The organism is Bradyrhizobium genosp. L (genome assembly GCF_015624485.1).
Taxonomy (GTDB): domain Bacteria; phylum Pseudomonadota; class Alphaproteobacteria; order Rhizobiales; family Xanthobacteraceae; genus Bradyrhizobium.
The window spans coordinates 5,516,048-5,541,205 of record NZ_CP061378.1 but is presented as its reverse complement, the minus strand read 5'-3'; the positions used below and the strand labels follow the sequence as shown (position 1 = coordinate 5,541,205).

General features: G+C 66.0%; 23 protein-coding genes and 1 other RNA gene. 17 read left to right on the top strand and 7 right to left on the bottom strand.

Annotated features, from left to right (window positions below; translation table 11 throughout):
• Nucleotides 1-10: 10 nt before the first annotated feature.
• The 7 genes from IC762_RS26475 (at nucleotide 11) to IC762_RS26445 (ending at nucleotide 8,987) form a co-directional block, all read left to right on the top strand.
• A complete protein-coding gene (locus tag IC762_RS26475) occupies nucleotides 11-1,867 on the top strand; it encodes a TRAP transporter large permease (RefSeq protein WP_195785126.1) in 1,857 nt (618 codons plus the stop codon).
• A gap of 11 nt (nucleotides 1,868-1,878) precedes the next feature.
• Nucleotides 1,879-2,862: an NAD(P)-dependent oxidoreductase gene (locus IC762_RS26470; protein ID WP_195785125.1), complete on the top strand. Its 984-nt coding sequence runs from the start codon at nucleotides 1,879-1,881 to the stop codon at nucleotides 2,860-2,862.
• Nucleotides 2,863-3,027: 165 nt separating this feature from the next.
• A complete protein-coding gene (locus IC762_RS26465; RefSeq protein ID WP_246801259.1) occupies nucleotides 3,028-4,224 on the top strand; it encodes an ABC transporter substrate-binding protein in 1,197 nt (398 codons plus the stop codon).
• Nucleotides 4,225-4,258: 34 nt separating this feature from the next.
• On the top strand, nucleotides 4,259-5,116 hold the full coding sequence (locus IC762_RS26460; RefSeq protein ID WP_195785124.1) for a branched-chain amino acid ABC transporter permease: 858 nt from the start codon (nucleotides 4,259-4,261) through the stop codon (nucleotides 5,114-5,116).
• Entirely contained in the window at nucleotides 5,116-6,915 is a 1,800-nt protein-coding gene (locus tag IC762_RS26455; protein WP_195785123.1) for a branched-chain amino acid ABC transporter ATP-binding protein/permease, read from the top strand. Before IC762_RS26460 ends, IC762_RS26455 begins: the two co-directional genes overlap by 1 nt.
• Nucleotides 6,896-7,642: an ABC transporter ATP-binding protein gene (locus IC762_RS26450; RefSeq protein ID WP_195785122.1), complete on the top strand. Its 747-nt coding sequence runs from the start codon at nucleotides 6,896-6,898 to the stop codon at nucleotides 7,640-7,642. Before IC762_RS26455 ends, IC762_RS26450 begins: the two co-directional genes overlap by 20 nt.
• A 52-nt stretch (nucleotides 7,643-7,694) precedes the next feature.
• The gene (locus tag IC762_RS26445; RefSeq protein WP_195785121.1) at nucleotides 7,695-8,987 is read left to right on the top strand and encodes an MFS transporter; all 1,293 of its coding nucleotides are present in this window, start codon (nucleotides 7,695-7,697) and stop codon (nucleotides 8,985-8,987) included.
• Here IC762_RS26445 and IC762_RS26440 read toward each other — a convergent pair whose 3' ends face one another.
• The gene (locus IC762_RS26440) at nucleotides 8,988-9,599 is read right to left on the bottom strand and encodes a TetR/AcrR family transcriptional regulator (RefSeq protein ID WP_195785120.1); all 612 of its coding nucleotides are present in this window, start codon (nucleotides 9,597-9,599) and stop codon (nucleotides 8,988-8,990) included.
• 157 nt (nucleotides 9,600-9,756) lie between these two features.
• Here IC762_RS26440 and IC762_RS26435 point away from each other — a divergent pair, with 157 nt between their 5' ends.
• Both IC762_RS26435 and IC762_RS26430 read left to right on the top strand, forming a co-directional pair.
• The gene (locus IC762_RS26435) at nucleotides 9,757-10,989 is read left to right on the top strand and encodes a cytochrome P450 (protein ID WP_195785119.1); all 1,233 of its coding nucleotides are present in this window, start codon (nucleotides 9,757-9,759) and stop codon (nucleotides 10,987-10,989) included.
• 197 nt (nucleotides 10,990-11,186) lie between these two features.
• Nucleotides 11,187-14,891 (top strand): AsmA family protein, encoded by a 3,705-nt coding sequence (locus tag IC762_RS26430; RefSeq protein WP_195785118.1) that lies wholly within the window; start codon nucleotides 11,187-11,189, stop codon nucleotides 14,889-14,891.
• Between the two features lie 8 nt (nucleotides 14,892-14,899).
• Here IC762_RS26430 and IC762_RS26425 read toward each other — a convergent pair whose 3' ends face one another.
• The 6 genes from IC762_RS26425 to ssrA form a co-directional block, all read right to left on the bottom strand.
• Nucleotides 14,900-15,253, bottom strand: a complete 354-nt coding sequence (locus IC762_RS26425) for a VOC family protein (RefSeq protein WP_195785117.1) — start codon at nucleotides 15,251-15,253, stop codon at nucleotides 14,900-14,902.
• A 73-nt stretch (nucleotides 15,254-15,326) separates the two neighbouring features.
• Nucleotides 15,327-15,602: a ribbon-helix-helix domain-containing protein gene (locus tag IC762_RS26420; RefSeq protein WP_195785116.1), complete on the bottom strand. Its 276-nt coding sequence runs from the start codon at nucleotides 15,600-15,602 to the stop codon at nucleotides 15,327-15,329.
• Nucleotides 15,599-15,784, bottom strand: coding sequence for a DUF4169 family protein (locus IC762_RS26415; RefSeq protein WP_195785115.1), 186 nt, complete (start codon nucleotides 15,782-15,784; stop codon nucleotides 15,599-15,601). Before IC762_RS26415 ends, IC762_RS26420 begins: the two co-directional genes overlap by 4 nt.
• Nucleotides 15,785-16,063: 279 nt before the next feature.
• On the bottom strand, nucleotides 16,064-17,461 hold the full coding sequence (gene fumC / locus IC762_RS26410) for a class II fumarate hydratase (protein WP_195785114.1): 1,398 nt from the start codon (nucleotides 17,459-17,461) through the stop codon (nucleotides 16,064-16,066).
• 154 nt (nucleotides 17,462-17,615) lie between these two features.
• On the bottom strand, nucleotides 17,616-18,137 hold the full coding sequence (locus IC762_RS26405) for an SspB family protein (RefSeq protein WP_195785113.1): 522 nt from the start codon (nucleotides 18,135-18,137) through the stop codon (nucleotides 17,616-17,618).
• 150 nt (nucleotides 18,138-18,287) lie between these two features.
• Nucleotides 18,288-18,650, bottom strand: a transfer-messenger RNA (tmRNA) gene (gene ssrA / locus IC762_RS26400).
• A 78-nt stretch (nucleotides 18,651-18,728) separates the two neighbouring features.
• Between ssrA and IC762_RS26395 the strand changes: the two genes are divergently transcribed.
• The 8 genes from IC762_RS26395 (at nucleotide 18,729) to IC762_RS26360 (ending at nucleotide 25,055) form a co-directional block, all read left to right on the top strand.
• Complete coding sequence (locus IC762_RS26395; RefSeq protein ID WP_195785112.1) at nucleotides 18,729-19,340, top strand: chromate transporter; 612 nt, start codon at nucleotides 18,729-18,731, stop codon at nucleotides 19,338-19,340.
• A complete protein-coding gene (locus IC762_RS26390; protein ID WP_195785111.1) occupies nucleotides 19,337-19,870 on the top strand; it encodes a chromate transporter in 534 nt (177 codons plus the stop codon). Before IC762_RS26395 ends, IC762_RS26390 begins: the two co-directional genes overlap by 4 nt.
• Before the next feature lie 87 nt (nucleotides 19,871-19,957).
• Nucleotides 19,958-20,458: a tripartite tricarboxylate transporter TctB family protein gene (locus IC762_RS26385; RefSeq protein ID WP_195785110.1), complete on the top strand. Its 501-nt coding sequence runs from the start codon at nucleotides 19,958-19,960 to the stop codon at nucleotides 20,456-20,458.
• Nucleotides 20,459-20,465: 7 nt separating this feature from the next.
• Nucleotides 20,466-21,980, top strand: a complete 1,515-nt coding sequence (locus IC762_RS26380; RefSeq protein WP_246801258.1) for a tripartite tricarboxylate transporter permease — start codon at nucleotides 20,466-20,468, stop codon at nucleotides 21,978-21,980.
• Between the two features lie 129 nt (nucleotides 21,981-22,109).
• A complete protein-coding gene (locus IC762_RS26375) occupies nucleotides 22,110-23,081 on the top strand; it encodes a tripartite tricarboxylate transporter substrate-binding protein (RefSeq protein ID WP_195785108.1) in 972 nt (323 codons plus the stop codon).
• 174 nt (nucleotides 23,082-23,255) lie between these two features.
• A complete protein-coding gene (locus IC762_RS26370) occupies nucleotides 23,256-24,050 on the top strand; it encodes a thymidylate synthase (RefSeq protein WP_195785107.1) in 795 nt (264 codons plus the stop codon).
• Between the two features lie 7 nt (nucleotides 24,051-24,057).
• Nucleotides 24,058-24,543 (top strand): GNAT family N-acetyltransferase, encoded by a 486-nt coding sequence (locus IC762_RS26365; protein ID WP_195785106.1) that lies wholly within the window; start codon nucleotides 24,058-24,060, stop codon nucleotides 24,541-24,543.
• Nucleotides 24,543-25,055: a dihydrofolate reductase gene (locus tag IC762_RS26360; protein WP_195790296.1), complete on the top strand. Its 513-nt coding sequence runs from the start codon at nucleotides 24,543-24,545 to the stop codon at nucleotides 25,053-25,055. The genes IC762_RS26365 and IC762_RS26360 overlap by 1 nt, the downstream gene beginning before the upstream one ends.
• Nucleotides 25,056-25,158: the final 103 nt, after the last annotated feature.

The window sequence follows — 25,158 nt, the reverse complement described above, 5'->3', positions numbered from 1 at the left end:
GATCGTGGCCGTGTCCGTCGCCGCCGTCGCACCGAGCCGGAGCGAAAGGCGGATCACTGCACCGCTGCTTGCCGTCAGCGACGCCATCGCCGCGATCCTGCTCGCGGCGGATCTGATTGTGGTCTGCGTCTCGGTGCTGGCCCGCTATTTGTTCAATGCGCCGGTCGAATGGTCCGACGACGTTGCCCGCGGCCTGATGGTCGGTTCGAGCTTCTTCGGCGCGGCAAGCGCGCTGGCCCGCAGCGAGAATCTCGGCGTCGCCTTCTTCGTCGACATGCTGCCCACAGGCGTGCGGCGGATCGTCGACGCTGTCGGTGCGCTGCTCGTCACCATCGTGGCGGGCTATGTCGCGTTCAACGCCCTCAAGATGGGCTGGCTGACCACGGGACAGACCTCCGGCTCCGGCCTGCCGCTGGAATGGACGTTCTATCCGATGGGCGTCGGCGCGACCTTCATGACGGTGTTCGCGTTCGAGCAGTTCTGCAGCCGGCCGTTGCGCGACATGATCGCGGGCGTCGTCGCCATCGCCGTCATCGTCGGCCTCTACATGGCGTGGGATGCGCTTGCGCCATCATCGTTGCCGTCGTCGCAGACGCTGATGCTGCTCGGCTTTTTCTTTACGCTGGTCGGGGGATTGCCGATCGGGTTTGCACTGGCGCTGGCGGCGCTGATCTTCCTCTGGGTCGAGGGCACGCTGCCCGGCGTGATCTTCGCCCAGCAGATGGCGCGCGGCATCGACAATTTCGTGCTGCTGGCGATTCCGTTCTTCATCCTGGTCGGCTACCTCATGGAAGCCAACGGCATGTCGGTGCGGCTGATCGAGCTGTTGCAGCGCGCGGTCGGGCGGATGCGCGGTGGGCTCAACGTCGTGATGGTGCTGTCGATGGTGCTGTTCTCGGGCATCTCGGGCTCGAAGATGGCCGACGTCGCCGCGGTCGGTTCGGTGCTGGTCCCGGCGGCGCGGCGTTCGCGGCAGAATCCGGGTGGCGCGGTGGCGCTGCTCGCGGCGTCCGCGGTGATGGCCGAGACCATTCCGCCCTGCATCAATCTGATCATCCTCGGCTTCGTCGCCAATCTCTCGATCGGCGGCCTGTTCGTCGCCGGCATGCTGCCGGCCGCGCTGATGGCGGTGGCGCTGGTCACGGTCTCGATCATCTTCGGCAAGCGGCCGGCCGCGGCCGAGACCGCCGAGCCGCGCGCCGCGGTATCCGACCTGTGGACGGGCGCCATCGCCTCGTTCGGCCTGATCTTCATGATCTTCTTCGGCTTCAAAAGCGGCTTCGCCACTGCGACCGAGATCTCCGCCTTCGCCGCCGTCTATGCCGTCGCGGTTGGCAGCCTGCTGTTCCGCGAACTCGGCATCAGGAGCCTCGCGCATTGTTTCGTGCAATCGGCGACGCGCTCCGGCCTGGTGCTGTTCATCGTTGCCGCGGCGCAGTCGCTGGCCTTCATCCTGACGCTACAACAAGTGCCGCATGCGGTCGGTGAGTTCATGTTGACGATCTCGGGCAGCCATGGCGTCTGGCTGTTCATGCTGCTGTCGATCGCGGTGCTGGTGGTGATGGGCTCGGTGCTGGAAGGCGCCGCGGCGCTGATCATCTTCGGGCCGCTGCTGCTGCCGGTCGCGGTCAAGCTCGGCGTCGACCCCCTGCATTTCGGCGTCGTGCTGGTCATCGCGATGGGGCTCGGGCTGTTCGCGCCACCGCTTGGTCTTGGACTTTACGGCGCCTGCCTGATCGGCAACGTGCCGATCGAGCAGACCATCAAGCCGATCATCGGCTATCTCGGCCTGCTGCTGCTGTGCCTGCTGGTGATCGCCTTCGTGCCGGTCATCAGCACGGCCTTGCCGCGCGCGCTGGGATATTAGGGGATGCGTTCATGAAAGTGCTGCTCGCCCACACCCCGCAGATGCGTCGCGACTATTACGGCGAGCGCAGCCTGGCCGGCCTGCGCGCCGTCGCCGACGTCAAGCTGCATGAGGGCGAGTCGGCGCTCGATGCGGCGGCGTTGGTGCAGGCCGCCGGCGATGTCGACATCATCGTCGCCGACCGCATGACGCCGGCCGCCGGCGAGATCTTCCCGCTGCTTGCGCGGCTGCGCGCGGTCGTGCGTTGCGCGGTCGACATCCGCAACATCGATGTGGCGGCGGCATCCAGTGCCGGCGTGCTGGTGACGCAGGCGAGTGCGGGCTTCGTGCAGTCGGTCGCCGAGCTCGGGCTCGGCTTCATGGTTGATTTGTCGCGTGGTGTCTCGCGCGCGACGGCTGACTATCATGGTGGCCGGATGCCCGACGTCGTGATGGGCCGGCAGTTGGCCGGCAGCACGATCGGTATCATCGGCTACGGCGCCATCGGACGTTATCTCGCCGGCATCGCGAAAGTGCTCGGGATGCAGGTGCTTGTCGCCGATCCCTTCGCAACAATCGATGACGCTGCGATCCGGCACCTGCCGCTCGACGATCTGCTTGCGCGCGCCGACTATGTCGTATGCCTGGCGATCGCCAACGAGCAGACCGAAAACCTGATCGGGCAGGCCGCGCTGGCGCGGATGCAGAAGCACGCGTTCTTCATTAATCTGTCACGCGGCAATCTCGTCGACGAAGCCGCGCTCGCGGCGGCGCTGCGCGACAACCGCATCGCGGGTGCGGCGATGGATGTCGGCCGCGCGCCCGACCAGATGCCGTCGCCGGAGCTTGCACAACTCCCCAATGTGATCGCGACGCCGCATGTCGGCGGCCTCACGCCGCAGGCGATCGAGCATCAATCGGCGGAGACCGTGCGCCAGGTCGCAAAGATCGTCGCCGGTGAGATCCCGGTCGGCGCGGTGAATGCGGATCGCTGGACGCGACGGCCGGGATCATGAGGAGAGGTCGAAGCACCAATGTCGCTTCGGGGGGTGGACAACCCCTGCGCATCCAGCTCAAACTTGGCGTTGCCAAACCGCGGCCCGCGAGCGCGCGGACAAATCAATCACCGGACGTCCCGCAATCAACGACGGGCGCCGCAAAGGACAGAGGGAGTGCATCACATGGCCATTTCACGCCGTGACATGTTGTTGGGCAGCGCCGGCGCGCTTGGCGCCGCATCGTTCTCCTTCCCGGCGCCGGCCATCGCGCAGTCAGAGCCGATCAAGATCGGCTGTCTCGCGGCGATCACCGGGCCGAGTTCGGCGCCGACGGTCGGCTTCAACCGCGGCGTCAATTTCGCGGTCGATGCCATCAATGGCGTCGGTGGCGTGAAAGGCCGCAAGATCGAGCTCGTGATGCGCGACACCCAGGGCGATCCGACCAAGGCGGTGAACGCCACCCAGGAGCTGATCAGCCAGGCCAAGGTGCACGCGATCTGGGGCCCGCTAAACTCGGGCGAGGCGCTGGCGACGACGCCGATCATGGGGCGCGCCAAGATGCCGAACGTTCATCCCTGCGTCGTCGAAAGCCTGATCGATCCGGTCAAGTTTCCCAACGCGTTTCGCATCGCGCCGTCGAACAGCCAGTGGGACGACGCGGTGCGCAATTATTGCCTGAAGATCCTCAAGGTGAAGAAGGTCGCGGTGATCGGCGACACCACGGGCTATGGCGTCACCGCCGTCGGTGCCTCGGTTGCGGCGTTCAAGAAGGACGGCGCGGAGGTGGCCTATCAGGCCAATGTCGATGCCACCCAGCCCGACATGACGCCGGACATGCTGCGCGCCAAGAACGCCGGCGCCGAGGCGATCGTGGTATGGAGCGTCTCGACCGGCATGGAGGCGCGCATGTTCAACACCCGCGCCGCGATGAACTGGGACGTGCCCTTTGTCGGCCATCCCTCGATGGCCTCGGGCGAGCTTGCCACGCTGGTGGCCAAGCCGGAAAACTGGAAGAAGGTCTATGCGATCGGCTACAAGAGCTGCAGCTATGACAGCGCCGGCAAGCTGCCGCCCAAGAGCGAGGATCTGGTGGCACGGCTCGCCAAGGCCAATGTCGCGCTGAACGACACGCTGCTGTGGTGGGTCGCCGGCGGCATCGATTGCATCGAGCTGATCGCCAAGGCGGTTTCGGAAAGCGGCTCGACCGACAGCGCCGGCATCATCAAATACTGGAACACGCTGGCGGCCTATCCCGGCTATTTCGGCAACTACCGTTTCTCGCCGACCGAGCATAACGGCTACCTCACCGAAGAGATCGTGATGTCGGAATCGAGCACCGCCAAGAACGGCACCTTCGCGCTGGCGCCGGGATATAGTTAAGGCGCGGGCGAGGGCGCTGCCGATGCTCGCCTCGATGCTCACGTCGATTCTTGCATCCGGTCTCGCGGCGGGCGCGATCTACGCGCTGGTCGGCGTCACCTACAACACGATGTTCTCGACCTCGCGGGTGATGAGCTTCACCGCCGGCCAGCTCGCGATGCTGGGCGGCGTGTTCGGTTCGCTGTTCACGCTGAAGCTCGGCCTGCCGCTCATTGTCGGCTTCGTGCTGACGCTCGCCTGCTGCGCGATGATCGGGATCATCACCGAATTCGTCGCGGTGCGGCCGGTGCTCAAGAGCCTCGACCAGCATCTCTACGTGCTCTCGACCTTGTCGGTGGCGCTGATGATCCAGCAGGTCACTGCGATCAAATGGGGCACCGAGCCGCAGGCATTCCCGCAGATCGTCGGACTAGGTGAGGGCGTCTTGGACGAGAAATTCTGGCTGCCGGTCGCAGCCTGCGCAATCACCATCCTCGGTCTCGAAAATCTCTATCGCCGCACCCTGGTCGGCCGCGCCTTTCTCGCCATCGCGGAGGACAATTTCGCCGCGCGGGCGCTCGGCCTGCCCGAGCGCAATCTGCGCGTCGCGAGCTACGCGCTGGCCGGCGTGGTCGGCGGCATCGCCGGCTATTCCGGCGGGCAACTGCTGCTCGCCTTCTTCGCCAATGGCGCGCTGCTGAACTTCTACGGCTTCGTGCCGGTCGCGCTCGGCGGCCTCGGCAACAATCGCGGCGCCATCATCGGCGGGCTGGCGCTAGGCCTGTTCCAGCAGGCGGCGAACTTCCTGGTCGGCGGCATCTTCTCCTCGGTCGCGGTGTTCACGCTGTTCATCGTGGTGCTGCTCGCCGCACCGCAGGGGCTGTTCGGCATGTCGACCGCGCGGAGGGTATGATGAGCGCGGTCACCGCCACCCCGCCCCGGACCGAGAGCGGCGCCTGGCGCGCGGCGCTGCCGCACATCGCGCCGTTTGCCGGCATCCTGGTGCTGGCTACCCTGCTGCCGTTCGTCAGCAACGACTATTGGGTGCTGATCGGCACCCGTGCGGCGATCTACTGGGTGCTGGTCTCCGGCCTTAATCTGGTGGTCGGTTTCGCCGGCCATCTTGCGATCGGCTATGTCGCGCTGCTGACGCTCGGCGCCTACACCACCAGCGTGCTGGTCGCAGGCAATGTGATGCCGGCGATCCCGGTGTTCGCCGCGCTGCCGGTCGCGGGCCTGATCGGCGCGGTCTTCGGGGTCGTCGTCGGGCTGCCGGCGCTGCGGCTGCGCACCTTCTATTTCGCGATGTCGACACTCGGTTTCGCGACCATCGTGACCCAGATCGCGCTGGCCTGGCAGAGCGTCACCGGCGGCGGCATCGGCATATCAGGTCCGGAATTCCCCGCGCCGTTCAACACGCCATGGGGCTTCTATGGACTCTGCGTCGGCTTCGCGGTCGTCACCACCTGGATGAGCGCCAACATCGCGCGGAGCCGGTTCGGCCGCGCGCTGATCGCGGTGCGCGACGCCGAGGTCGCGGCCGAAGCCAGCGGCATCTCCAAGCCCAAGATGCTGATCGCGATCTTCCTGTTCGCCGGCGCGTTGGCGGCGATCGCCGGCGGATTGTTCGCGACGTTGCAGACCTACATCACGCCCGATGCCTTCACCTTCGATCTCTCGGTGCTGTTCTTCATCGCGATCCTGATCGGCGGCCGCGGCTCGATCCTGGGGCCGATGCTCGGCACCATCATCCTTACGATCCTGCCGGAGATCGCCGCGCCGCTGGCGTCATGGTCGACCTTCCTCTACGCGGTGCTGCTGCTCTTGATCGTGCTGGTGATGCCCGGCGGCATTGCGGCGTTGCTCGATTTTCGCAACCGCCGTCCGCTCGCCAGCAACCGCGCCATCGTGCCGCGCCCGGCCGCGCTCGCCGAGATCGTGCGCCGGCGCGACGGCGGCAAGACACTACAATTGCGCGGCATCGCGCTCTCCTTCGGCAACGTGAAGGCGATTGACGGCCTCGATCTCGACGTCGCGCCGGGCCAGATCCACGGCCTGATCGGCCCGAACGGCAGCGGCAAGACCACGACGCTCAACGTGATCTCCGGCTACTACGCCGCCAAGGCCGGCACCATGACGCTCGGCGACGCGGCACTGCCTGCGGGCCAGCCGGTCAAGCGCGCCGCCAGCGGCATCGCGCGCACCTTCCAGACCCCGCGCGTGATCGGCGAGGCGTCGGTGCTGCAGAACGTCATGATCGGCGGCGCGATCGAGGGCAAAGCGAGCTTTGTCGAAGCGATGCTGGCGCTGCCGCGCAACGGCGCCGACGAGCGCATGCTGGCCGACAAGGCGCGGGCGCTGCTCGGCGTCGTCGGCCTCGAAGGGCTTGCCGATGTCCGCGCCGACCGCCTCCAGCACAGCGAACTGCGCTTCATCGAGATCGCCCGCGCGCTGATGCTCGATCCAGATTTCCTGCTGCTCGACGAGCCCGCGGCCGGGCTTTCCAATGACGAGATCGCGCGGCTAGCGACCCTGATCAAGGCGGTGTGCGGCCGCGGCACCGGCGTGCTGCTGGTCGAGCACCACGCCGATTTGATCTTCGACATCTGCCATCAGGTCACGGTGCTCAATCTCGGCCGCATTCTGGCGGCGGGAACGCCCGCGGAGATCCGCGTCCATAAGGAGGTGGTCAGTGCCTATCTCGGCGGCTGAACCTCTGCTCGCGGTGAGCCGGCTCGAATCCGGCTACGGCAAGATTCGTGTGCTGCATGGCATCGACATGACGATCGCGGCCGGCGAGGTGGTGGCGCTGCTCGGCCCCAACGGCGCCGGCAAGAGCACATTGCTCCGCGCGATGTCGGGATTGCTGCCGGTCAGCACCGGCGAGGTGCGGTTCGGAGGCCGCGAGATGACCAATGCGACGCCGCGCGATGCGGCGCGCGCCGGCCTCGTGCATGTGATCGAGGGTCACCGCGTGTTCACGCAGATTTCCGTCACCGACAATCTGCTGCTCGCCGGCTACGACCTGCCGAAGGCAGAGCGCGCGTCGCGCGTCGAGGAGGCGCTGTCATTCTTCCCGGAGATCGCCGAGAAGCGCAGCGAGCGCGGTGGCGCGCTGTCGGGCGGGCAGCAGCAGATGCTGACGGTGGCGCAGGGTCTGGTGCGCCGGCCGCGGCTGTTGATGCTGGACGAGCCGTCCGCGGGGTTGTCGCCGGTGCTGGTCGACCGTGTCCTCACCGTCGTCCGCCGGCTGCGCGAGCAGGGCACCTCGGTGCTGCTGGTCGAGCAATTGCTGGAGAAGGCGCTGGCGTGCGCGGACCGTGTCTATGCCCTGGTGCAGGGCACGATCGCGCTGGAAGCGCCGACCGGCGAAAGCGATTTGCCGCACCGGCTCGAGCGCGCCTATTTCGGTCACGAGAGCCATGCGCTCGGAGGGTGAAGCCGTGGGACGCCGTATCGACAGCGCGCGCGAGGTCTGACACAAGGTGAGGATGCGGCTTCCCTTCTTCTACGGCTGGGTCATCGTCGCGGTGACCTTCGTCACCATGGCGATCGGCGTCAACGCGCGCACCGCGTTCTCGCTGTTCTATCCGCCCATCATCACCGAGTTCGGCTGGGAGCGCGGCGTCACGGCCGGCGCGTTCTCGTTCGGCTTCGTGGCGTCGGCGATCGCGAGCCCGCTGATCGGGCGGTTGATGGACCGCCGCGGTCCGCGCGCGGTGATGGAGCTCGGCGTCCTCTTGATGGGATCGGGGCTGTTGCTGGCGCCGCTGACGACGCAGCCATGGCACCTCTATCTGACCATCGGTGTGCTGGTCGGCTCGGGCAGCGTCTGCCTCGGCTATTCCGGGCAATCGCTGTTCGTGCCGAACTGGTTCATCCGCAGCCGCGGGCTTGCGATCGGGCTTGCCTTTGCCGGCGTCGGGATCGGTTCGGTGACGCTGCTGCCCTGGGTGCAGCACATGATCGAGCAGACCGGCTGGCGCACCGCCTGCACCGCGATGGGGCTCATGGTGCTGGTCGTGCTCGCGCCGATCAACCTGCTGCTGCACAAGCGGCCGGAGGACATCGGGCTGCAGCCGGACGGCGATGCCGCGCCGACGGCGACATCGGCAAGGCCGGCATCGAACATCGTCGATCCCGGGTGGGCCGGCACCGACTGGACGCTGCCGCGCGCGCTGCGCACGGCGCGGTTCTGGTGGATCGCGGTCGGCTATTTCTGCGGGCTGTACATCTGGTACGCGGTGCAGGTGCACCAGACCAAATTCCTGCTCGACATCGGCTTCAGCTCCAATGTCGGCGTCTGGGCGCTCGGCGTCGTCAGCCTGCTCGGCATTCCCGGCCAGATCTCGCTCGGGCATCTGTCCGACCGGATCGGCCGCGAATGGGTGTGGGCGATCGCCTGCTTCGGCTTCGTGATCTGCTTTGCGGCGCTGGCCGCGCTGAAATACTGGCCGGTGATGCCGCTGGTCTATCTGATGGTGTTCACGCAAGGCGCGCTCGGCTACGGTCTCACCTCTGTGATGGGGCCCGTCGTGCTGGAGATATTCCAGGGCAAGCATTACGGCAGCATCTTCGGCACCGTGATGCTGGCCGCGCTCGCCGGCGGCGCCGCCGGGCCGTGGGTGACGGGGCAGCTTTACGATCTGTCGGGCAGCTACACCAGCGCGTTCCTGGTCGGCATCGCGGTCAGCCTGCTGTCGGCGTTCGCGATCTGGCAGGCCTCGCCGGGCAAGGTCCGCGCCGTCGCAGGCCAGATGCACAAGATCGCGGCGCGCGCCTGATCAGCCGGCGGAAACGCCGATCGCGCGCTGCAAATCGGTGATCGCACGCAGGCAGCTGTCCGCCGGTGTGGTCTCCGGATCGATCAGGCGGTGCAGGCGGAAACCGTCTTCCAGCGCCAGCACGATCGCGCCGGTCCAGTCCGGGTTGAGCTTGCCGTTGCGCCCGGCGTTCTTCTGCGTCGTCGTGACGATATCCGCGATCAGCTTGCGCCGCGCGCGCAGGCGCTTTGCCAATTCGGGTCGGCGCTTTTCGGCGCGCGCCACGAACAGGATCATCTCCATGTGCAGCAGCGGCGAGCGGCCGAGTGGATCCTGCCTGGAACGATCCATGGTCCGCAGCGCCTCGAGGAAATCGGGCAGGTTGCTGTGCCTGGCGAGCAGATCGAGATTGCGGCGGATCGATTGCTCGACGTGATCCTCGAGCATCGCGAAGATCAGCTCGTCCTTGCTCTTGAAGTTCGAATAGAAGGCGCCGCGCGTAAAGCCGGCCGCAGCGGCGATCGCCTCGATGCTGGCGCCGTTGATGCCCTGTTCCTCGAACACCAGCGCCGCCGCCTCGAACAGCTTCTCACGGGTGTCGTCCCGTGTCGGTCTGGTTCTCACCCTTGACATCGGCGCAGTTTAGGGCAGAATGCAACTCGATACAAGAGTGTATCGAGTTGCATTGCACGAAACCAAGAATCTCCGGACCTTCGCCGTCCGGCCCCGAGGATGACACCAAGGCGCGCCAGAGTGCAGAGCACCGGCGCCGCGAGCGAACGAGGTCACCATGAACGAGCACGTTCAGTCGACGAGCAGTGAGCCGCTTTTCAATCCGCTGGCTCCGGAATTCATTCGCAACCCCTATCCCTATTATGAGCGGTTGCGCACGATGGACCCGATGCACCTCAATGCGCACGGTGCCTATGTCGCCAGCCGTCACGCCGAGGTCAGCCTCGTGCTGCGCGACAAGCGCTTCGGCAAGGACTTTGTCGAGCGCACCGTCCGCCGCTACGGACCCAACATCATGGAGGAGCCGGCATTCCGCAGCATGAGCCACTGGATGCTGCAACAGGATCCGCCCGACCACACCCGTCTGCGCGGCCTCGTGGTCAAGGCCTTCACGGCGCGCCGGGTCGAGGACATGCGCCCGCGCATCCAGGCCATCGTCGACCAGACGCTCGACCGCATCATCCCGCAGGGCAAGATGGACCTGATCGAGGATTTTGCCTTCCGCCTGCCGGTCACGATCATCTGCGACATGCTCGGAATCCCCGAGGAGCATCGCGAGGCTTTTTACAATGGCTCCCGCGACGGCGGGCGGCTGCTCGATCCGGTGCCGATGTCGCCCGACGAGATCAAGCAGGCCAACGCCGGCAACGTGATGGCGGCGATGTATTTCCACCAGCTGTTCGAGCTCCGCCGCAAGCAGCCCGGCGACGACCTCACCACGCAGCTGGTGCAGGCCGAGGAGGACGGCCAGAAGCTCACCAATGAGGAGCTCACCGCCAACATCATCCTGCTGTTCGGCGCCGGCCACGAGACGACGGTCAACCTGATCGGCAACGGCCTGCTCGCGCTGTTCCGCAATCCGGACCAGCTCGCGCTGCTCAAGGCCGATCCCAGCCTGATCACCAACGCGATCGAGGAATTCCTGCGCTACGATTCCTCGGTGCAGCTCACCGGCCGCGTCGCGCTCGAAGATATCGAGGACCTCGGCGGCAAGCGCATCCCGAAGGGCGAGGGCGTGCTGTGCCTGCTCGGCTCCGCCAATCACGATTCCGCGGTCTATCCCGACCACCCCGAAAGGCTCGACATCCGGCGGCCCAACGTCAAGCCGCTGTCGTTCGGCGGCGGCATCCATTTCTGCCTCGGCGCCCAGCTGGCGCGGATCGAGGCCGAAATCGCCATCGCGACCCTGCTGCGCCGGATCCCGGATCTGCGGCTCGATGACGCGGAAAATCCGGAGTGGCGGCCGACCTTCGTATTGCGCGGACTGAAGCGGCTGCCGGCGAGCTGGTGATCGGCCGGCAGATCGCCGGCGCGCGCAGCCCGAGGCGGGAAACTTCGGTCCATCCCTGAGGTCGCAGCGGCAAAGTCGCTGTGACTTCGCCATACTTGTCTCTATATATTGAGCTGCTCCGGCCAAGGGTTTGCCAAGAGTTCGGCCATGCATTTAGCATGGCCAGGCTGCCGCGGAGCGGGCTCAAAGGAGACACCGTGCAGACGACGCTGCTCGGCCTGGCAATCGCTTTCATCCTTGCACTGGTCGCCGCGCTGGTTGGCCCGTATTTCGTCGACTGGAACCAGTTCAGGCCGCAGTTCGAGGCGGAGGCGACCAAGATCCTCGGCGCGCAGGTCCGCGTCGCCGGCGACATGGACGCACGCCTGCTGCCGGCGCCGTCACTCAGGCTGAAAACCGTCACCGTCGGCGGCGCCAACGACCTCGGCAAGGTCCGCGCCGCCAATCTCGACGTCGAGTTCAGCCTGAGCTCGCTGATGCGCGGGGAGTGGCGCGCAACCGAGCTCACGATCAACGGCGCGTCGCTCGACCTCGGGCTCGATCCGAAGGGTCGGATCGACTGGCCGGCGTCGAGCGGCAGCTTCAATCTGGCGTCGCTGGCGATTGACCGCCTCAATCTCACCGGCCGCGTCGCGCTGCATGATGCCGCGAGCCGCGGCACGCTCGAGCTGAACGACATTGCTTTCAGCGGCGACGTCCGCTCGCTCGCCGGGGCGGTCCGCGGTGACGGCAATTTCATGTTTGGTGGCAACCGCTATCCGTTTCGAATCTCGTCGGGGCAGGGCGCCGACGGCAACGGCACCCGCGTGCATCTGAGCATCGATCCCGGCCAGCGGCCGCTATCGGTCGATCTCGACGGCGTCCTCTCCTTCGAGGCGCGCACGCCGCGATTCGAGGGCGCCGTGGTGCTGGCCGGCACGCCGGGCCAGCGCGGCGGCAGCGATGCGCCGCCGTGGCGGATCGCGGCCAAGGTGAAGAGCGACAATGCCGCGGCGCGGCTCGACCAGGTCGAAATGAGCTATGGAGCCGAGGATCGCGCGCTGAAGCTCGCCGGCAATGGCGATCTCCGGTTCGGCGCGTCGCCGCTGTTGCGCGCCTCACTCTCGGCACGGCAGCTCGATGCCGACAAATTTGCCGCCAAAGACGGCAACAAGGATGGCAGTGACGGCGCGGTCGAGCCGGCCCGCGTGGTGCCGGCGTTGCGCGGTTTACTGGCGGGCCTGCCGCAGATCCCGCTTCCCGCCGACATCGAGCTGGCCTCGGAGCAGATCATGCTCGGTGGCCGTCCTTTGCAGGACATCTCGGCCCAGCTGCATTCCGACACGAAATCCTGGACGGTGCGACAGCTGGAGTTCCGCGCACCGGGATCGACCCGGGTGTCGATGAGCGGCGCCAGTGCATTCGGCACGGCGGCGAACAGCTTCAAGACCGCGCTCAATATCGAATCGACCGAGCCGGATGCGCTGATGAGCTGGCTGCAGGGCCGGAGCGATGCCGCTTATCGCAGCCAGAAGCCGCTGCGGCTGCGCGGTGACGTCACCGTGTCGCCGGCCGGCTTCGCCATCGAAGCCATGAAGGCGGAGGTCGAGGGCGGCACGGTCGAGGGCCGTGTCGCGGTTTCGCATCGAGAGGCCAGCAACGGGTCCAGGGTCGAGGCGCAATTGAAGGCAGAGCAGCTCGACCTCGACGCGACCACGGCGTTCGTCCGTTCGCTGGCCGGGCCGCAGGCCGAATGGCCCGACGAGGCGCAGCTGTCGCTCGATGTCGGGCGCGCGATCTCCAACGGCCAGGAGTTGCGGCCGCTGCAGGCGAAGCTCGCCTACAGCCCGAAGGCGATCGTGCTCGAGCGCGTCAAGATCGGCCGGCCCGACAATGTCACGCTGGAAGGCAGCGGCAATTTCGATCGCGCCAATTCGACCGGCAAACTGGCGATCGACGCCACGGCCGCGTCGCTTGGCCGGCTGACTGCGATCATTCAGCCGTTCGCGCCGTCGCTCGCCGCACGTCTCGGTGCGTTGCGCGCGGACTCCGGGCCTATCCGCAGCAAGCTTGCGCTCGATCTCGGCAAGGGCAAGGCGGCTGATCGCGCCAGTGCGCGCGCGACCGTCGATCTCGACATGCCGCAGGTCAAGGGCAACACCGTAATCTCGGCGGCGCCGCAACTCGCCGCGATCCGCGCATTGGATCTCGACGCGCTTGGCCGCAGCGACATGACGGCCGACGCAAAGTTTTCTGCCGGCGACGGTAACGCCCTGCTGGCGCTGCTTGGGCTCGACCGCATGGTCGCGGCAGGTAGCGGCCCGGTGCAACTCGACGGCACGGTGAGTGGCGCCTGGCGCGCACCGTTGCGGGTGAAGGCAAAGCTCTGGGGCGCCGGGCTCGATGCCGATGCCGAAGGGACCGCGGAGCCGTGGGCGAAGGACGCCAAATCGAGCATCAGCCTGCGCGTCCGCAGCGCAGACATCAGTCCGCTGATGAACCTGAAAGCATCCGATCCGGCCGCAAGCATCCGCCTGTCATCGCGGCTGACGCTCGCGGGAGGCAGGCTTGCGTTCGACGATCTCGACAGCGTCGTCGCCGGCTCGCGGCTGCGCGGTCATTTGGCGCTGACGCTTGCCGATCAAAAGACGATCGAGGGCGAGATCGGCCTCGACCAGATCACGCTGGCGCCGATCTTTGCGACCGCGATCGGCGCTGTGGGTCACGCCGTGACGGAGCCGTTGGGGGCGGGGCTGACCGGCGGCGGCTGGCGCGGCAAGGTCACGTTCGAGGCGCTGCGCGGCACCTTGCCGGGCGGCGCCGAGTTGCAGCCGGTCAGCGGCGCCGTCAAATCCGACGGGCAGTCGCTGACCTTCGACGGCATCAAGGGCAAGATCGGCGGCGGCGAGGCGAGCGCCAGTATCGACGCGCGGCAGGGCGTCAACGGGCTTGCGCTCAACGCCAATGTGCAACTGTCGGGCGTCGACGGCGCGGCGTTGCGCTATCGCGGCCTCGCGATGCCGAAGAGCCGCGCCGCGATGCAGATGACGTTGCTGACGCAGGGCCGCAGCGCCTCGGCACTGATGGGAGCCTTGTCCGGCAGCGGCACCGTGACGCTGGAGGCGATCAATCTTCCGGGCCTCGATCCGCGCGCGTTCGAGGTCGCGATCCGTGCCAGCGATTCCGGCCAGGCGACGGACGACGTGCGGTTGAAGCAGATTGTCGAGCCGGTGCTCGCGGCCGGCGCACTGTCGATCCCTTCGGCGCAAATTCCCTTCAACATCCGCGACGGCCGCATCCGCGTCGGCGCCACCACGCTCGCCGCCAATGGCGCCAACGCCGTCGTTTCCGGCGGTTACGACATTCCCGACGATCAGGCCGACATTCGCGCTGCGCTGGCGTCGACCTCGGTCGGCACCGCCAGCAGCCGCCCGGAAATCCAGTTGCTCGCGGTGGGCACGCCTGACGGCTTGACACGCAGCATCGATATCGCGGCGTTGTCGTCGTGGCTTGCCGTGCGTGCGATCGATCGCGAGACCAAGCGGCTCGATGCCATCGAGCGCGGCGAGCCGGCGCCGCCGCCAGAGCCAACGCCGGCAGCCATACCGCCATCCGCTCCCGCGGCGCCGGTGCCCGAGCCGCCGAATTCGGCGGCGTTGCCGTCGGATGTGCCGCTGCCGCGCCGTCCACCGCCCAAGCCGAAGGTCGTGGCACCGCGTCCGCCGATCGTCCCGCCGGTTGCCACCGCACCCGCCGCCGCTCCGTCCGCGCCGCTGGTGGGACAGCCGCAGGTCGCGCCATTGCCGCCGCCGATCGAGGTCAAGCCGGCGCCCGGAGCGGCAGTCAGGCCGAAGCCGCGGCCGCCATTGTCGCTGACGCCCCAGGTCGCCAACCCGCCGCCGCGCCCGGCGATGCAGAATTAGCGTCGCGACTACGGCTGGTGCTGCAGAATGTTGACCAGCTTGCCGAAGGGATCGCGGACGAAGAAGCGGCGCACGCCCCACGGCTCGTTCGCAGGTCCGTATGCGATGGCAATGCCGGCTGCGTCGACGCGGCGAAGCGCCTCGTCGAGATCGTCGACCTCGATCGAGAGATCCGGCGCCGGTGCGCCAGAGCCGCCTTCGGACGCGAAGGTGATCTGAGCCTGCATCATTTCGGATGAGCCGTAGATCGCAACCCAACCGAAATCCATCAGCGGCTCAAGGCCGAGGATATCGCCATAAAATGCCTTCGCCGCCGCCACGTCGGTGGCTGCGATGTCGGCGACGATGCGTTTGACCTTCATGCCGACACTCGCGCGAGAACGGGATCGCCTGCTTGATAGCACGGCGATCCCGTCACGGCGATCGGGTCTGTGATCAGGCCTGCTGGCGCGTATCGATCTGCTGCGGCCTGACATCCGTCGGCACCGCCGGCGTGGCGCGCGAGCGGAAATAGTCCAGCACGAAGAGGCGGATCGCGGAGGACAGATTGCCCTGCTGGCGGTTGTTGTCGATCTCGCCGACCAGCTCCGACAGCGTCATGTTGCGCAGGCCGGAGATCTCCTTCATGCCGTTCCAGAACGCCTCTTCGAGGCTGACGCTGGTCTTGTGCCCGGCAACGACGATCGAACGTTTCACCACGGGAGACTTCATGATGCGTCTCCCTCGATGTGATGCTGGTCGAGCAGACGCGTATTCTGCTCGGCAAGGAATTCATCGCGCGCGCGTTCGGATTTGGTGCGACCGAATAGCGCACGGTTGGCTTCAGCCTGTTTCGCTTGTTGCTCGCGCTCGTCGCGCTTCTTGTATCGCTTCAAGTTGACCACGTCGCCCATGCTCGTCCTCATCGTCCCCAAATCGGACTTGGTGATGCATCGTGACGAAAGCAAGAGTGGTCGCGCTCGGCGCTTGCTTCGATGTCCATCAAAATCCTCGCTTGGTGCTTCGTGATAGCACCAAAGAATCAGTTTCGCTCTGCGAAAACCAGACGCCTGTTTGCTGTACCATGCGTCAACGCAGAGCTGATAGATAAGCCGCCTTAGTCTTTAGGCGTTATGATTCATAATTATATCACGCGCACTGACCGTAATTATCCGGACATTGCTGCGCTTGTTTCAGCCCGGGTGTGTCATTTTGTCCGGCTGCACCAGACGATCGAATTCATCCGCGGTGACAAATCCGAGCCGCAGCGCCTCTTCCTTCAACGTCGTTCCATGCGCATGCGCCGATTTGGCGACCTTGGCCGCGTTGTCGTAGCCGATCTTCGGCGCGAGCGCCGTCACCAGCATCAGCGAGCGCTGCATCAACTCGCCGATGCGCTTTTCGTCGGCGCGTATGCCGATAACGCAATGCTCGGTAAATGAGCGGACAACGTCGGACATCAGCTGGATAGAATTTATCATACAGTATGCCATGACGGGCTTGTACACGTTGAGCTCGAAATGGCCCTGGCTGCCGGCGACCGTGATCGTGGTCTGATTGCCGAACACCTGGCAGCAGACCATGGTCATCGCCTCGCACTGGGTCGGGTTGACTTTGCCCGGCATGATCGACGAGCCCGGCTCGTTCTCGGGCAGGATCAGTTCGCCGAGGCCCGAGCGCGGGCCCGAGCCGAGGAAGCGGATGTCGTTGGCGATCTTGAACAGCCCGGTCGCCACCGAATTGATCGCGCCGTGCACCAGCACATAGGCGTCGTTCGAGGCCAGCGCCTCGAACTTGTTCGCGGCGCTGGTGAACGGCAGCCTGGTGATCTCGGCGACGTGCCTGGCGAAGGCCGTGGCGAATTCCGGCTTCGAGTTGAGGCCGGTGCCGACCGCGGTGCCACCTTGCGCCAGCGGAAACAGCTCCTTCACCGCCGTGTGCAGCCGGGCGATGCCGCTCTCGACCTGCGCGGCGTAGCCGGAGAATTCCTGGCCGAGCGTCAGCGGCGTCGCGTCCTGTGTATGCGTGCGTCCGATCTTCACGATCCTGGCGAACGCCTCCTCCTTCTTGCGCAGCTCTTGATGCAGCTCGGTGAGCGCCGGGATCAGGTCGGCGATGATCCGGCTCGCCGCCGCGATATGCATCGCGGTGGGAAACGAGTCGTTCGACGACTGGCTCATGTTGACCTGGTCGTTCGGGTGAATCGGCTGCTTGGCGCCGAGCTCGCCGCCGAGCATCTGGTTGGCGCGGTTGGCGATCACCTCGTTGACGTTCATGTTGGTCTGGGTGCCGGAGCCGGTCTGATAGACCACCAGCGGAAAATGATCGTCGAGCTTGCCGTCGATCACTTCCTTCGCGGCGCTGGTGATGGCTGAGGCGCGACGTTCATCGAGCTGGCCGAGCTCGCGGTTGGTCTCCGCGGCGGCGAGCTTGACGATGGCGAGCGCATGGATGATCGCGATCGGCATCCGGTCGTGACCAATTTTGAAATTCTGCCGCGAGCGTTCGGTCTGCGCGCCCCAGTAGCGGTCGGCGGGCACGTCGATCGGGCCGAAGCTGTCGGATTCCTTGCGGGTCGTCGGTTGAGCCATGGTTGCCTTCCCGTTGCGTGCTCGATGGTGATCCGGGGCGACAGCGCGAAGCGTCTGCGCAGCGATCACGCATGCACAAGATAGTGCCGGATGACGATCCGTCATCCCGTGCCGGGCGGCATCCTACAGGGTCGGGGGCAGGTCCGTGTTTAGATTATTTCTTGCGGAAGCGGTCCAGCCGCACCACCTCGGCGCCCTCGCTGGGCTTGGCGTTCTCGTCCTCGGCCGCCTTGGTCTCCGCCGCGGTCTGGGGCGACGGTGCGGGCAGCGGGGTCGGCGGCGTGGCCTGCAACGGGACGGGCGGGGTCTCCGCCACCGCATCCGAGGCGTCGAACTGTAGGTCGAACGGCGCGGACGGATCGAGGAAACGGGTCACCGCGGCGAACGGCACGGTCAGCCGCTCGGGGATGCCGCCGAACGACAGCCCGACCTCGAACCGCTCCTCCGTCACCACCAGGTCCCAGAACTGGTGCTGCAGGATGATGGTCATCTCTTCGGGATATTGCGCGAGCAGCCGCGGCGACAGCTTCACGCCTTCGGCGGTCGACAGGAAGGTGATGTAGAAATGATGCTCGCCCGGCAGGCCATGTTCGGCGGCATCCGTCAGGACCCGCCGCAGCACCCCGCGCAGCGCGTCCCGCGCCAGCACGTCATATCGGATGTGATCGGTCGCCATGGTGATCCTGTCGCTTGCAAAAAAGTAGCTCTGGCGGGCGCCGCCGGATCCGTCCGACTCGCCCTTTTGGGGCCATGCTACCCCGCCGGGAGCCGGAAATCAGCAGGGACCAGCAGCGGAAATAGCAGGCTGACCGGTCGGGGAAATTAAAGTGGAGGCTTCTGTTGCCAGGTGCCTCCGAACCCCGCCTAACGGAGCTTAACCCGTTAGGACTTTAAGATGGTCTTTCAAACTGCGTTACGCAGCCTGAGCAACCGGAGCAAAGTTGTCGTTGGCAACTATTGCATTAGCCCGATAACGGCGGAACCATACCGAGAAAAAACACGCCCTTTACGCCCTCGTCGATCCTATTTCGCCCCCGCCAAAAGCCACTCTGGAACGAGATGGTGGCCTTTGGTGGAGGCGCCGGGTACCGCCCCCGGGTCCGAATGGTTTATTGCGACGGCCATTTATTTCCATAGCCGGCGAACCGGCACCCCCAATATAGGCGGCTGGCCTGAAGAAGAATAGAGCCGATTCAGGCCTGTCTCAGGTGTGAAAACACGCCGATTTGGGTTGGCCTGGGTCCGGGCGACGTTCTAGATTTTCCCCATGCCCCCGGAATCCCCGCCGGTCGCCGCTCCGGCGCCGGATCTCTCCACGCCATCGCCACCCATGCAGCCCGGCCTGTTCGAGCTGTTCATCGCCTTTGCCAAGATGTCGCTGGCGGGCTTTGGCGGGGTTTTGGTCTGGGCCCGGCGGGCCATCGTCGAACAGCACCGCTGGATGACGGCGGAGGAGTTCAACGAGACCTTTGCGCTGTGCCATTTCCTGCCAGGTCCGAACATCGTCAATCTGTCGGTTGTGTTCGGGTCACGTTTTCGTGGCATCGCCGGCGGGTGTGCCGCGTTCGCCGGCCTGGTCGGTCCGCCGATGCTGATCGCGACCGCGCTTGCCGCGCTCTACGCGCATTACGGCGAGATCCCCGCGTTGCGCCGCGCGCTCGCCGGCGTGGCCTGCGCGGCGGTCGGGCTCCTGATCGCGGTCGTCTTCAAGATGATGATGCCGCTGATCAAGCGGCGCGACGTCACGGGCCTCGTCATCCTGGTCCTGGTGTTCACCGCGATCGGCTTGATCCGCTGGCCGCTCCAGATCGTGCTGCTGGTCGCGATCCCGCTCAGCCTCGCGGTCACCGTTGCCACACGGCGGAAGGTGAAGGCATGAGCCAGAATTCCAACCCGGTTGCCGAGCTGGTCTGGACCTTCGGCCTGATGTCGCTGTTCGCGGTCGGCGGTGCCAATTCGGCGATCCCGGAAATGCATCGCGCCGCGGTCGAGGTGCATCACTGGATGAGCGACAAGCAGTTCGCCGACGTGTTTGCGATCTCGCAGCTGTCGCCGGGACCGAACGTGCTGATCGTCACGCTGATCGGCTATTCCGTCGCAGGGATCGCCGGCGCATTTGCGGCGACGATTGCGATGTGCGGCCCGACCGCGCTGCTTGCCTATTATGTGAGCCGCTTCCTCGAACGTTCGCGCGATGCGCAGTGGCCCGCGCTCGTTCAGGCGGCGCTGGTTCCGCTGTCGATCGGCCTGATGGCCGCGAGCGGCCTGATCCTGGCGCGGACGTCAGACCAAAGTTGGATCGCGGCCCTGATCACGATTGTCGCAGCCGCGCTCGCCTTCGCGACGCGGATCAATCCGTTCTGGCTGTTGCTCGGCGGCGGCATCTTGGGTTTTGCTGGCGTTGTCTGACGAAAATCGCTAGCAAGGCGTCGGGCCGGCATCACAAGCCATCCGATAAAGATGGGCGGAAAAATCCGGCCCAGGGGGAGTGAAATCATGAGTGACACGCCGAGCCAGGCGCCGGTCAGATCCATCCTGCCGAAATGGGTCCGCGGTCCGCAGGATTTTGTCGGCGGCATCGCCCTGATCGGGATCGCGCTGTTTGCATTATGGGCGTCCAGCGACCTTCAGGGCATGCACGGATTTTCGTTCGGCGCAGGCACCGCGCCGCGGATGTTCGCCGTGCTGCTGTTGCTGCTCGGCGCCGCTGTCGCCGTGATGGGGGTCTTGAACGACGGTCCGCACATCGCGGCCTATTCCTGGCGCGGGCCGCTGTTCGTGTCGGCGGCGATCGTCTTCTTCGCGTTCGCGATCCGTCCGCTCGGGCTCGTCGTCTCCGCCTTCGCGAGCTTCCTGATCGCAGCCCTTGGCTCGGAAGAGACGAAATGGCTCGAGGCCATCATCGTCGGCGCCTGCCTGACCCTCGGCTGCGCGTTGCTGTTTCCTTACGTGCTGGGACTGCCGATGCCGATGTTCCCGCGCTTCCTGATCCAGTGAGGGCGTGATGGAACTGTTTGCCAATCTCGCCCATGGTTTCGCTGTCGCGTTCTCGCCGATCAACCTGTTGATGTGCCTGATCGGTGCGCTGGTCGGCACATTGGTCGGCGTGCTGCCGGGCATCGGCACCATCGCAACCGTTGCGATGCTGCTGCCGATCACCTTCGGCCTGCCGCCGGTCGGCGCCCTGATCATGCTCGCCGGCATCTACTACGGCGCCCAATATGGTGGCTCGACCACCTCGATCCTGGTCAATATTCCCGGCGAGGCGACCTCGGTCGTCACCGCGCTCGACGGCCACCAGATGGCCCGGCAGGGCCGCGCCGGTCCGGCGCTCGCGATCGCCGCGATCGGCTCGTTCTTCGCCGGCTGCGTCGCCACCGTCCTGATCGCCGTGCTCGGCGCGCCGCTGACAAAGCTCGCGCTGGCATTCGGTCCGGCTGAATATTTCTCGCTGATGGTGCTCGGCCTGATCTTCGCGGTGGTGCTCGCCAAGGGCAGCGTGTTGAAGGCGATCGCGATGATCGTGTTCGGCCTGCTGCTGTCGATGGTCGGCTCCGACATCGAGACCGGTGCCTCCCGCATGGCCTTCAACATCCCCGAACTTGCCGACGGACTCGGTTTTGCGACGGTCGCGATGGGCGTGTTCGGCTTTGCCGAGATCATCCGCAACCTCGATGCCGGCGCCGAGATGAGCCGCGACCTCGTGCAGCAGAAGATCACCGGCCTGATGCCGACCAGGAAGGATCTGGTGGATTCCACGCCCGCGATCATTCGCGGCACGATCCTCGGATCGATCCTCGGCATCCTGCCGGGCGGTGGCGCCGTGATCGCCTCGTTTGCGGCCTACACGCTGGAGAAGAAGATCGCAAAGGATCCATCGCGGTTCGGCCGCGGTGCGATCGAAGGCGTGGCGTCACCGGAAAGCGCCAACAACGCCGCGGCGCAGACCTCGTTCATCCCGCTGCTCACGCTCGGCATCCCGCCGAATGCGGTGATGGCGCTGATGGTCGGCGCGATGACCATCCATGGCATCGTGCCGGGCCCGCAGGTGATGCAGAAGCAGCCCGACCTGGTATGGGGCATGATCGCCTCGATGTGGATCGGCAATTTGATGCTGATCATCATCAACCTGCCGCTGGTCGGCATCTGGGTGCGGCTGCTGCGCGTGCCCTATCGGCTGATGTTCCCTTCGATCGTGATCTTCTGCGCGATCGGCATCTATTCGGTGAACAACGCGCCGGTCGATGTCGTCCTGGCCGGTGCGTTCGGCCTGGTCGGCTATTGGCTGATCAAGCATGATTTCGAGCCGGCGCCGCTGCTGCTCGGCATGGTGCTGGGCCCGCTGATGGAGGAGAACCTGCGTCGCGCGCTGCTGATCTCGCGCGGCGACTGGAGCGTGTTCGTCAGCCGTCCGCTGTCGGCGGTGCTGCTGGCGATCGCGGCTGCGCTCTTGGTGCTCGCGGTGTTGCCGACGCTGCGTGCCAAGCGTGACGAGGTGTTCGTCGAATCGGAAGGCTAGCGCGCATCCTGCGTCGGCGCGCCGCAGGCGGAAGTCGAATCGACTTTTCGTGTCGTCCCGTGAAATGAAAATGCCGGCCGGTCGCGCCGGCATTTTCATTTTGCGCGGACGTTTACGGGGAGGATCGAGATGATGTCCATTCGCTCGCTTGCGGGCGCGTGCCTTGCTGCGCTGTGCGCCGCCGCCACGCCGGCGTCCGCGCAAAACTATCCGACGCGCGGCATCACGATGATCGTGCCGTTCGCGGCCGGCGGTCCGACCGACGTCATCTCGCGCATCGTCACCGCCAACATGGCGCAGACGCTGGGCCAGAGCATCGTCATCGAGAACGTGGTCGGCGCCGGCGGCACCACCGCGACGACGCGGGCCGCGCGCGCCAGCAATGACGGCTATACCCTGGTCACCGGCCACATGGGCACGCACGCGGCCTCCGTGCCGCTCTATCCAAAACTCGCCTACCATCCGGAGAAGGATTTCGAGCCGGTCGCGCTGCTCGCGGGCACGCCGATCCTGATCCTGGCGCGCAAGGATTTCCCGCCGAAGGATCTCAGGGAATTCGTCGCCTATGTGAAGGCCAACGCCGAGAAGGTGAATGCCGCGCATGCCGGCATCGGCTCGGTGTCGCACGCCTCCTGCGAGCTGCTCAACGCGATCCTCGAGGTCAAGCCGGTCGGCGTACCCTTCAACGGCACGGGACCCGCGATGAATGCGCTGGTCGCCGGCCAGGTCGATTACATGTGCGACCAGATCGTCAACGCGGTGCCGCAGATCAATGCCGGCACCATCAAGGCCTATGCGGTCGCCACCGCCGAGCGCAATCCGTCATTGTCTGAAGTGCCGACCACGGCGGAGGCCGGCCTGCCGGCGTTCCAGGCCCAGGCCTGGAACGCGATCTTCGCGCCGAAGGGCACATCGCCCGCCATCGTCGCCGCATTGAACGCGGCGGCCATCAAGGCGCTCGACGACGAGACGGTCCGCAAGCGCCTGCTCGAACTCGGCAGCGTCATCCCGACGCCGGCCCAGCGCACGCCGGAGGCGCTCGCAACCCTCGTCAAAAGCGAGATCGCGAAGTGGACACCGGTGCTCAAGCCGGCAAGTTAAACCAACGCAATCAGGCGGATAGGGCAGGGGCGGAACCCAGTTCCGCCCCTTGTCGTTTGGCGGAGGAGTGTTCATTTTTCAGGGTATAATCGGTGCACCCAGCCGAATCGGCGTGTCGACCCGCGGCCCTGGCCGCTACATTCGCCGTCCTCTCAAAGGCCCGAAACAGACGCCATGAACCAGTATCACGACCTGCTCGAACGCATCCTCGCCGACGGCGCCGAGAAGCACGACCGCACCGGCACCGGCACGCTGTCGATCTTCGGCCATCAGATGCGCTTCAATCTGTCGGCCGGGTTCCCGATGCTGACCACCAAGCGGCTGCCGCTGAAGGCGATCGTGCACGAACTGCTCTGGTTCCTCGCCGGCGACACCAACATCAAATATCTCAACGACAATGGCGTCACGATCTGGGACGAATGGGCCGACGCCAATGGCGATCTCGGCCCGGTCTACGGTTCGCAATGGCGCTCCTGGCCCGCGCCGGACGGACGCAGCATCGACCAGATCGCAGGCCTGATCGAGATGATCAGGAAGAACCCGGATTCGCGGCGGCTGATCGTCAGCGCCTGGAATCCGGCCGAGGTCGACAAGATGGCGCTGCCGCCGTGCCATTGCCTGTTCCAGTTCTATGTCGCGAACGGGAAATTGTCGTGCCAGCTCTACCAGCGCTCCGGCGACGTCTTCCTCGGCGTGCCCTTCAACATCGCCTCCTACGCGCTGCTCACCATGATGGTCGCGCAGGTCACCGGGCTGAAGCCCGGCGACTTCGTGCACTCGCTCGGCGACGCGCATCTCTATTCCAACCACCTCGATCAGGCGCGCCTACAATTGACGCGGCCGACGCGGCCACTGCCGACGATGGCGATCAATCCCGAGGTGAAGGACATCTTCGCGTTCCGCTACGAGGATTTCAAACTCGAAGGCTACGACCCGCACCCGCACATCAAGGCAGCAGTCGCGGTGTGAGGGATCGATGTCTGTTACGATCCGCCGCGCGCGGCCCGACGAGGCCGGACTGGTGTTCTCGCTGGTCCGCGAGCTCGCCGACTACGAGAAGCTCTCGCACGAGGTTCACGCCAGCGAGGCCGACATCGCCGAGGCGCTGTTCGGGACCAACCCGCGGCTGTTCTGCGATATCGCGGAGTGGAATGGCGAGCCGGCCGGCTTCGCGGTGTGGTTCGTCAATTTCTCCACCTTCGCCGGCCGCCACGGCATCTATCTGGAAGACCTGTTCGTGCGTCCGGCGCTGCGCGGCAAGGGCATCGGCAAGGCGCTGCTGGTGCATCTGGCGAAGGAATGCCGCGCGCAGGGCTGGTCGCGCCTGCAATGGGCGGTGCTCGACTGGAACGCGCCGTCGATCGCATTCTACAAATCGCTGGGTGCCGAGCTGATGGACGAATGGACGATCTGCCGCGTCTCCGGTCCGGCGCTTGCGGCGCTGGCGCAGGGAGCACGCTGATGGAGATCGTACTCATCGTCGCCGTCGCCGAGAACGGCGTGATCGGGCGCGACAACGCCATTCCATGGCGGCTGAGAACCGATCAGCAGCGTTTGAAGGCGATCACCATGAACAAGCCCGTGGTGATGGGCCGCAAGACGTTCGAGTCGCTGCGCCGGCCGCTGCCCGGACGCACCAACATCGTGGTGACGCGCGATGCGAATTACCGCGCGCAGGGTGCCGTCGTGACCACATCGTTCGAAAGCGCCCGCGCGGTCGCGACAGGCGACGCGCTGCGTCGTTTCGCCACTGAGATTGCCGTGATCGGTGGCGCGGAAATCTACGCACAGTGGATGGACCACGCCGACCGCCTTGAAATCACCGAAGTCCATGCCCGGCCTGACGGCGACACGCGGTTCGACATCGTCGACGCGACGCAATGGGACGAGGTCGCACGCGTGCGCAATCCAGCCGGCGAGGGCGACAGCGTCGATTTCTCCTATGTGACATATCGTCGGCGCGGCCGGGGTTAACCAATGTTTGCATTGACAATTTTGCCCCGGCGCATAGCTCGTCACGCCATGAAGCTTGCGTTGTAAGGGCCCCGACGGTCCCCTATAACCGGGCCGGACATTC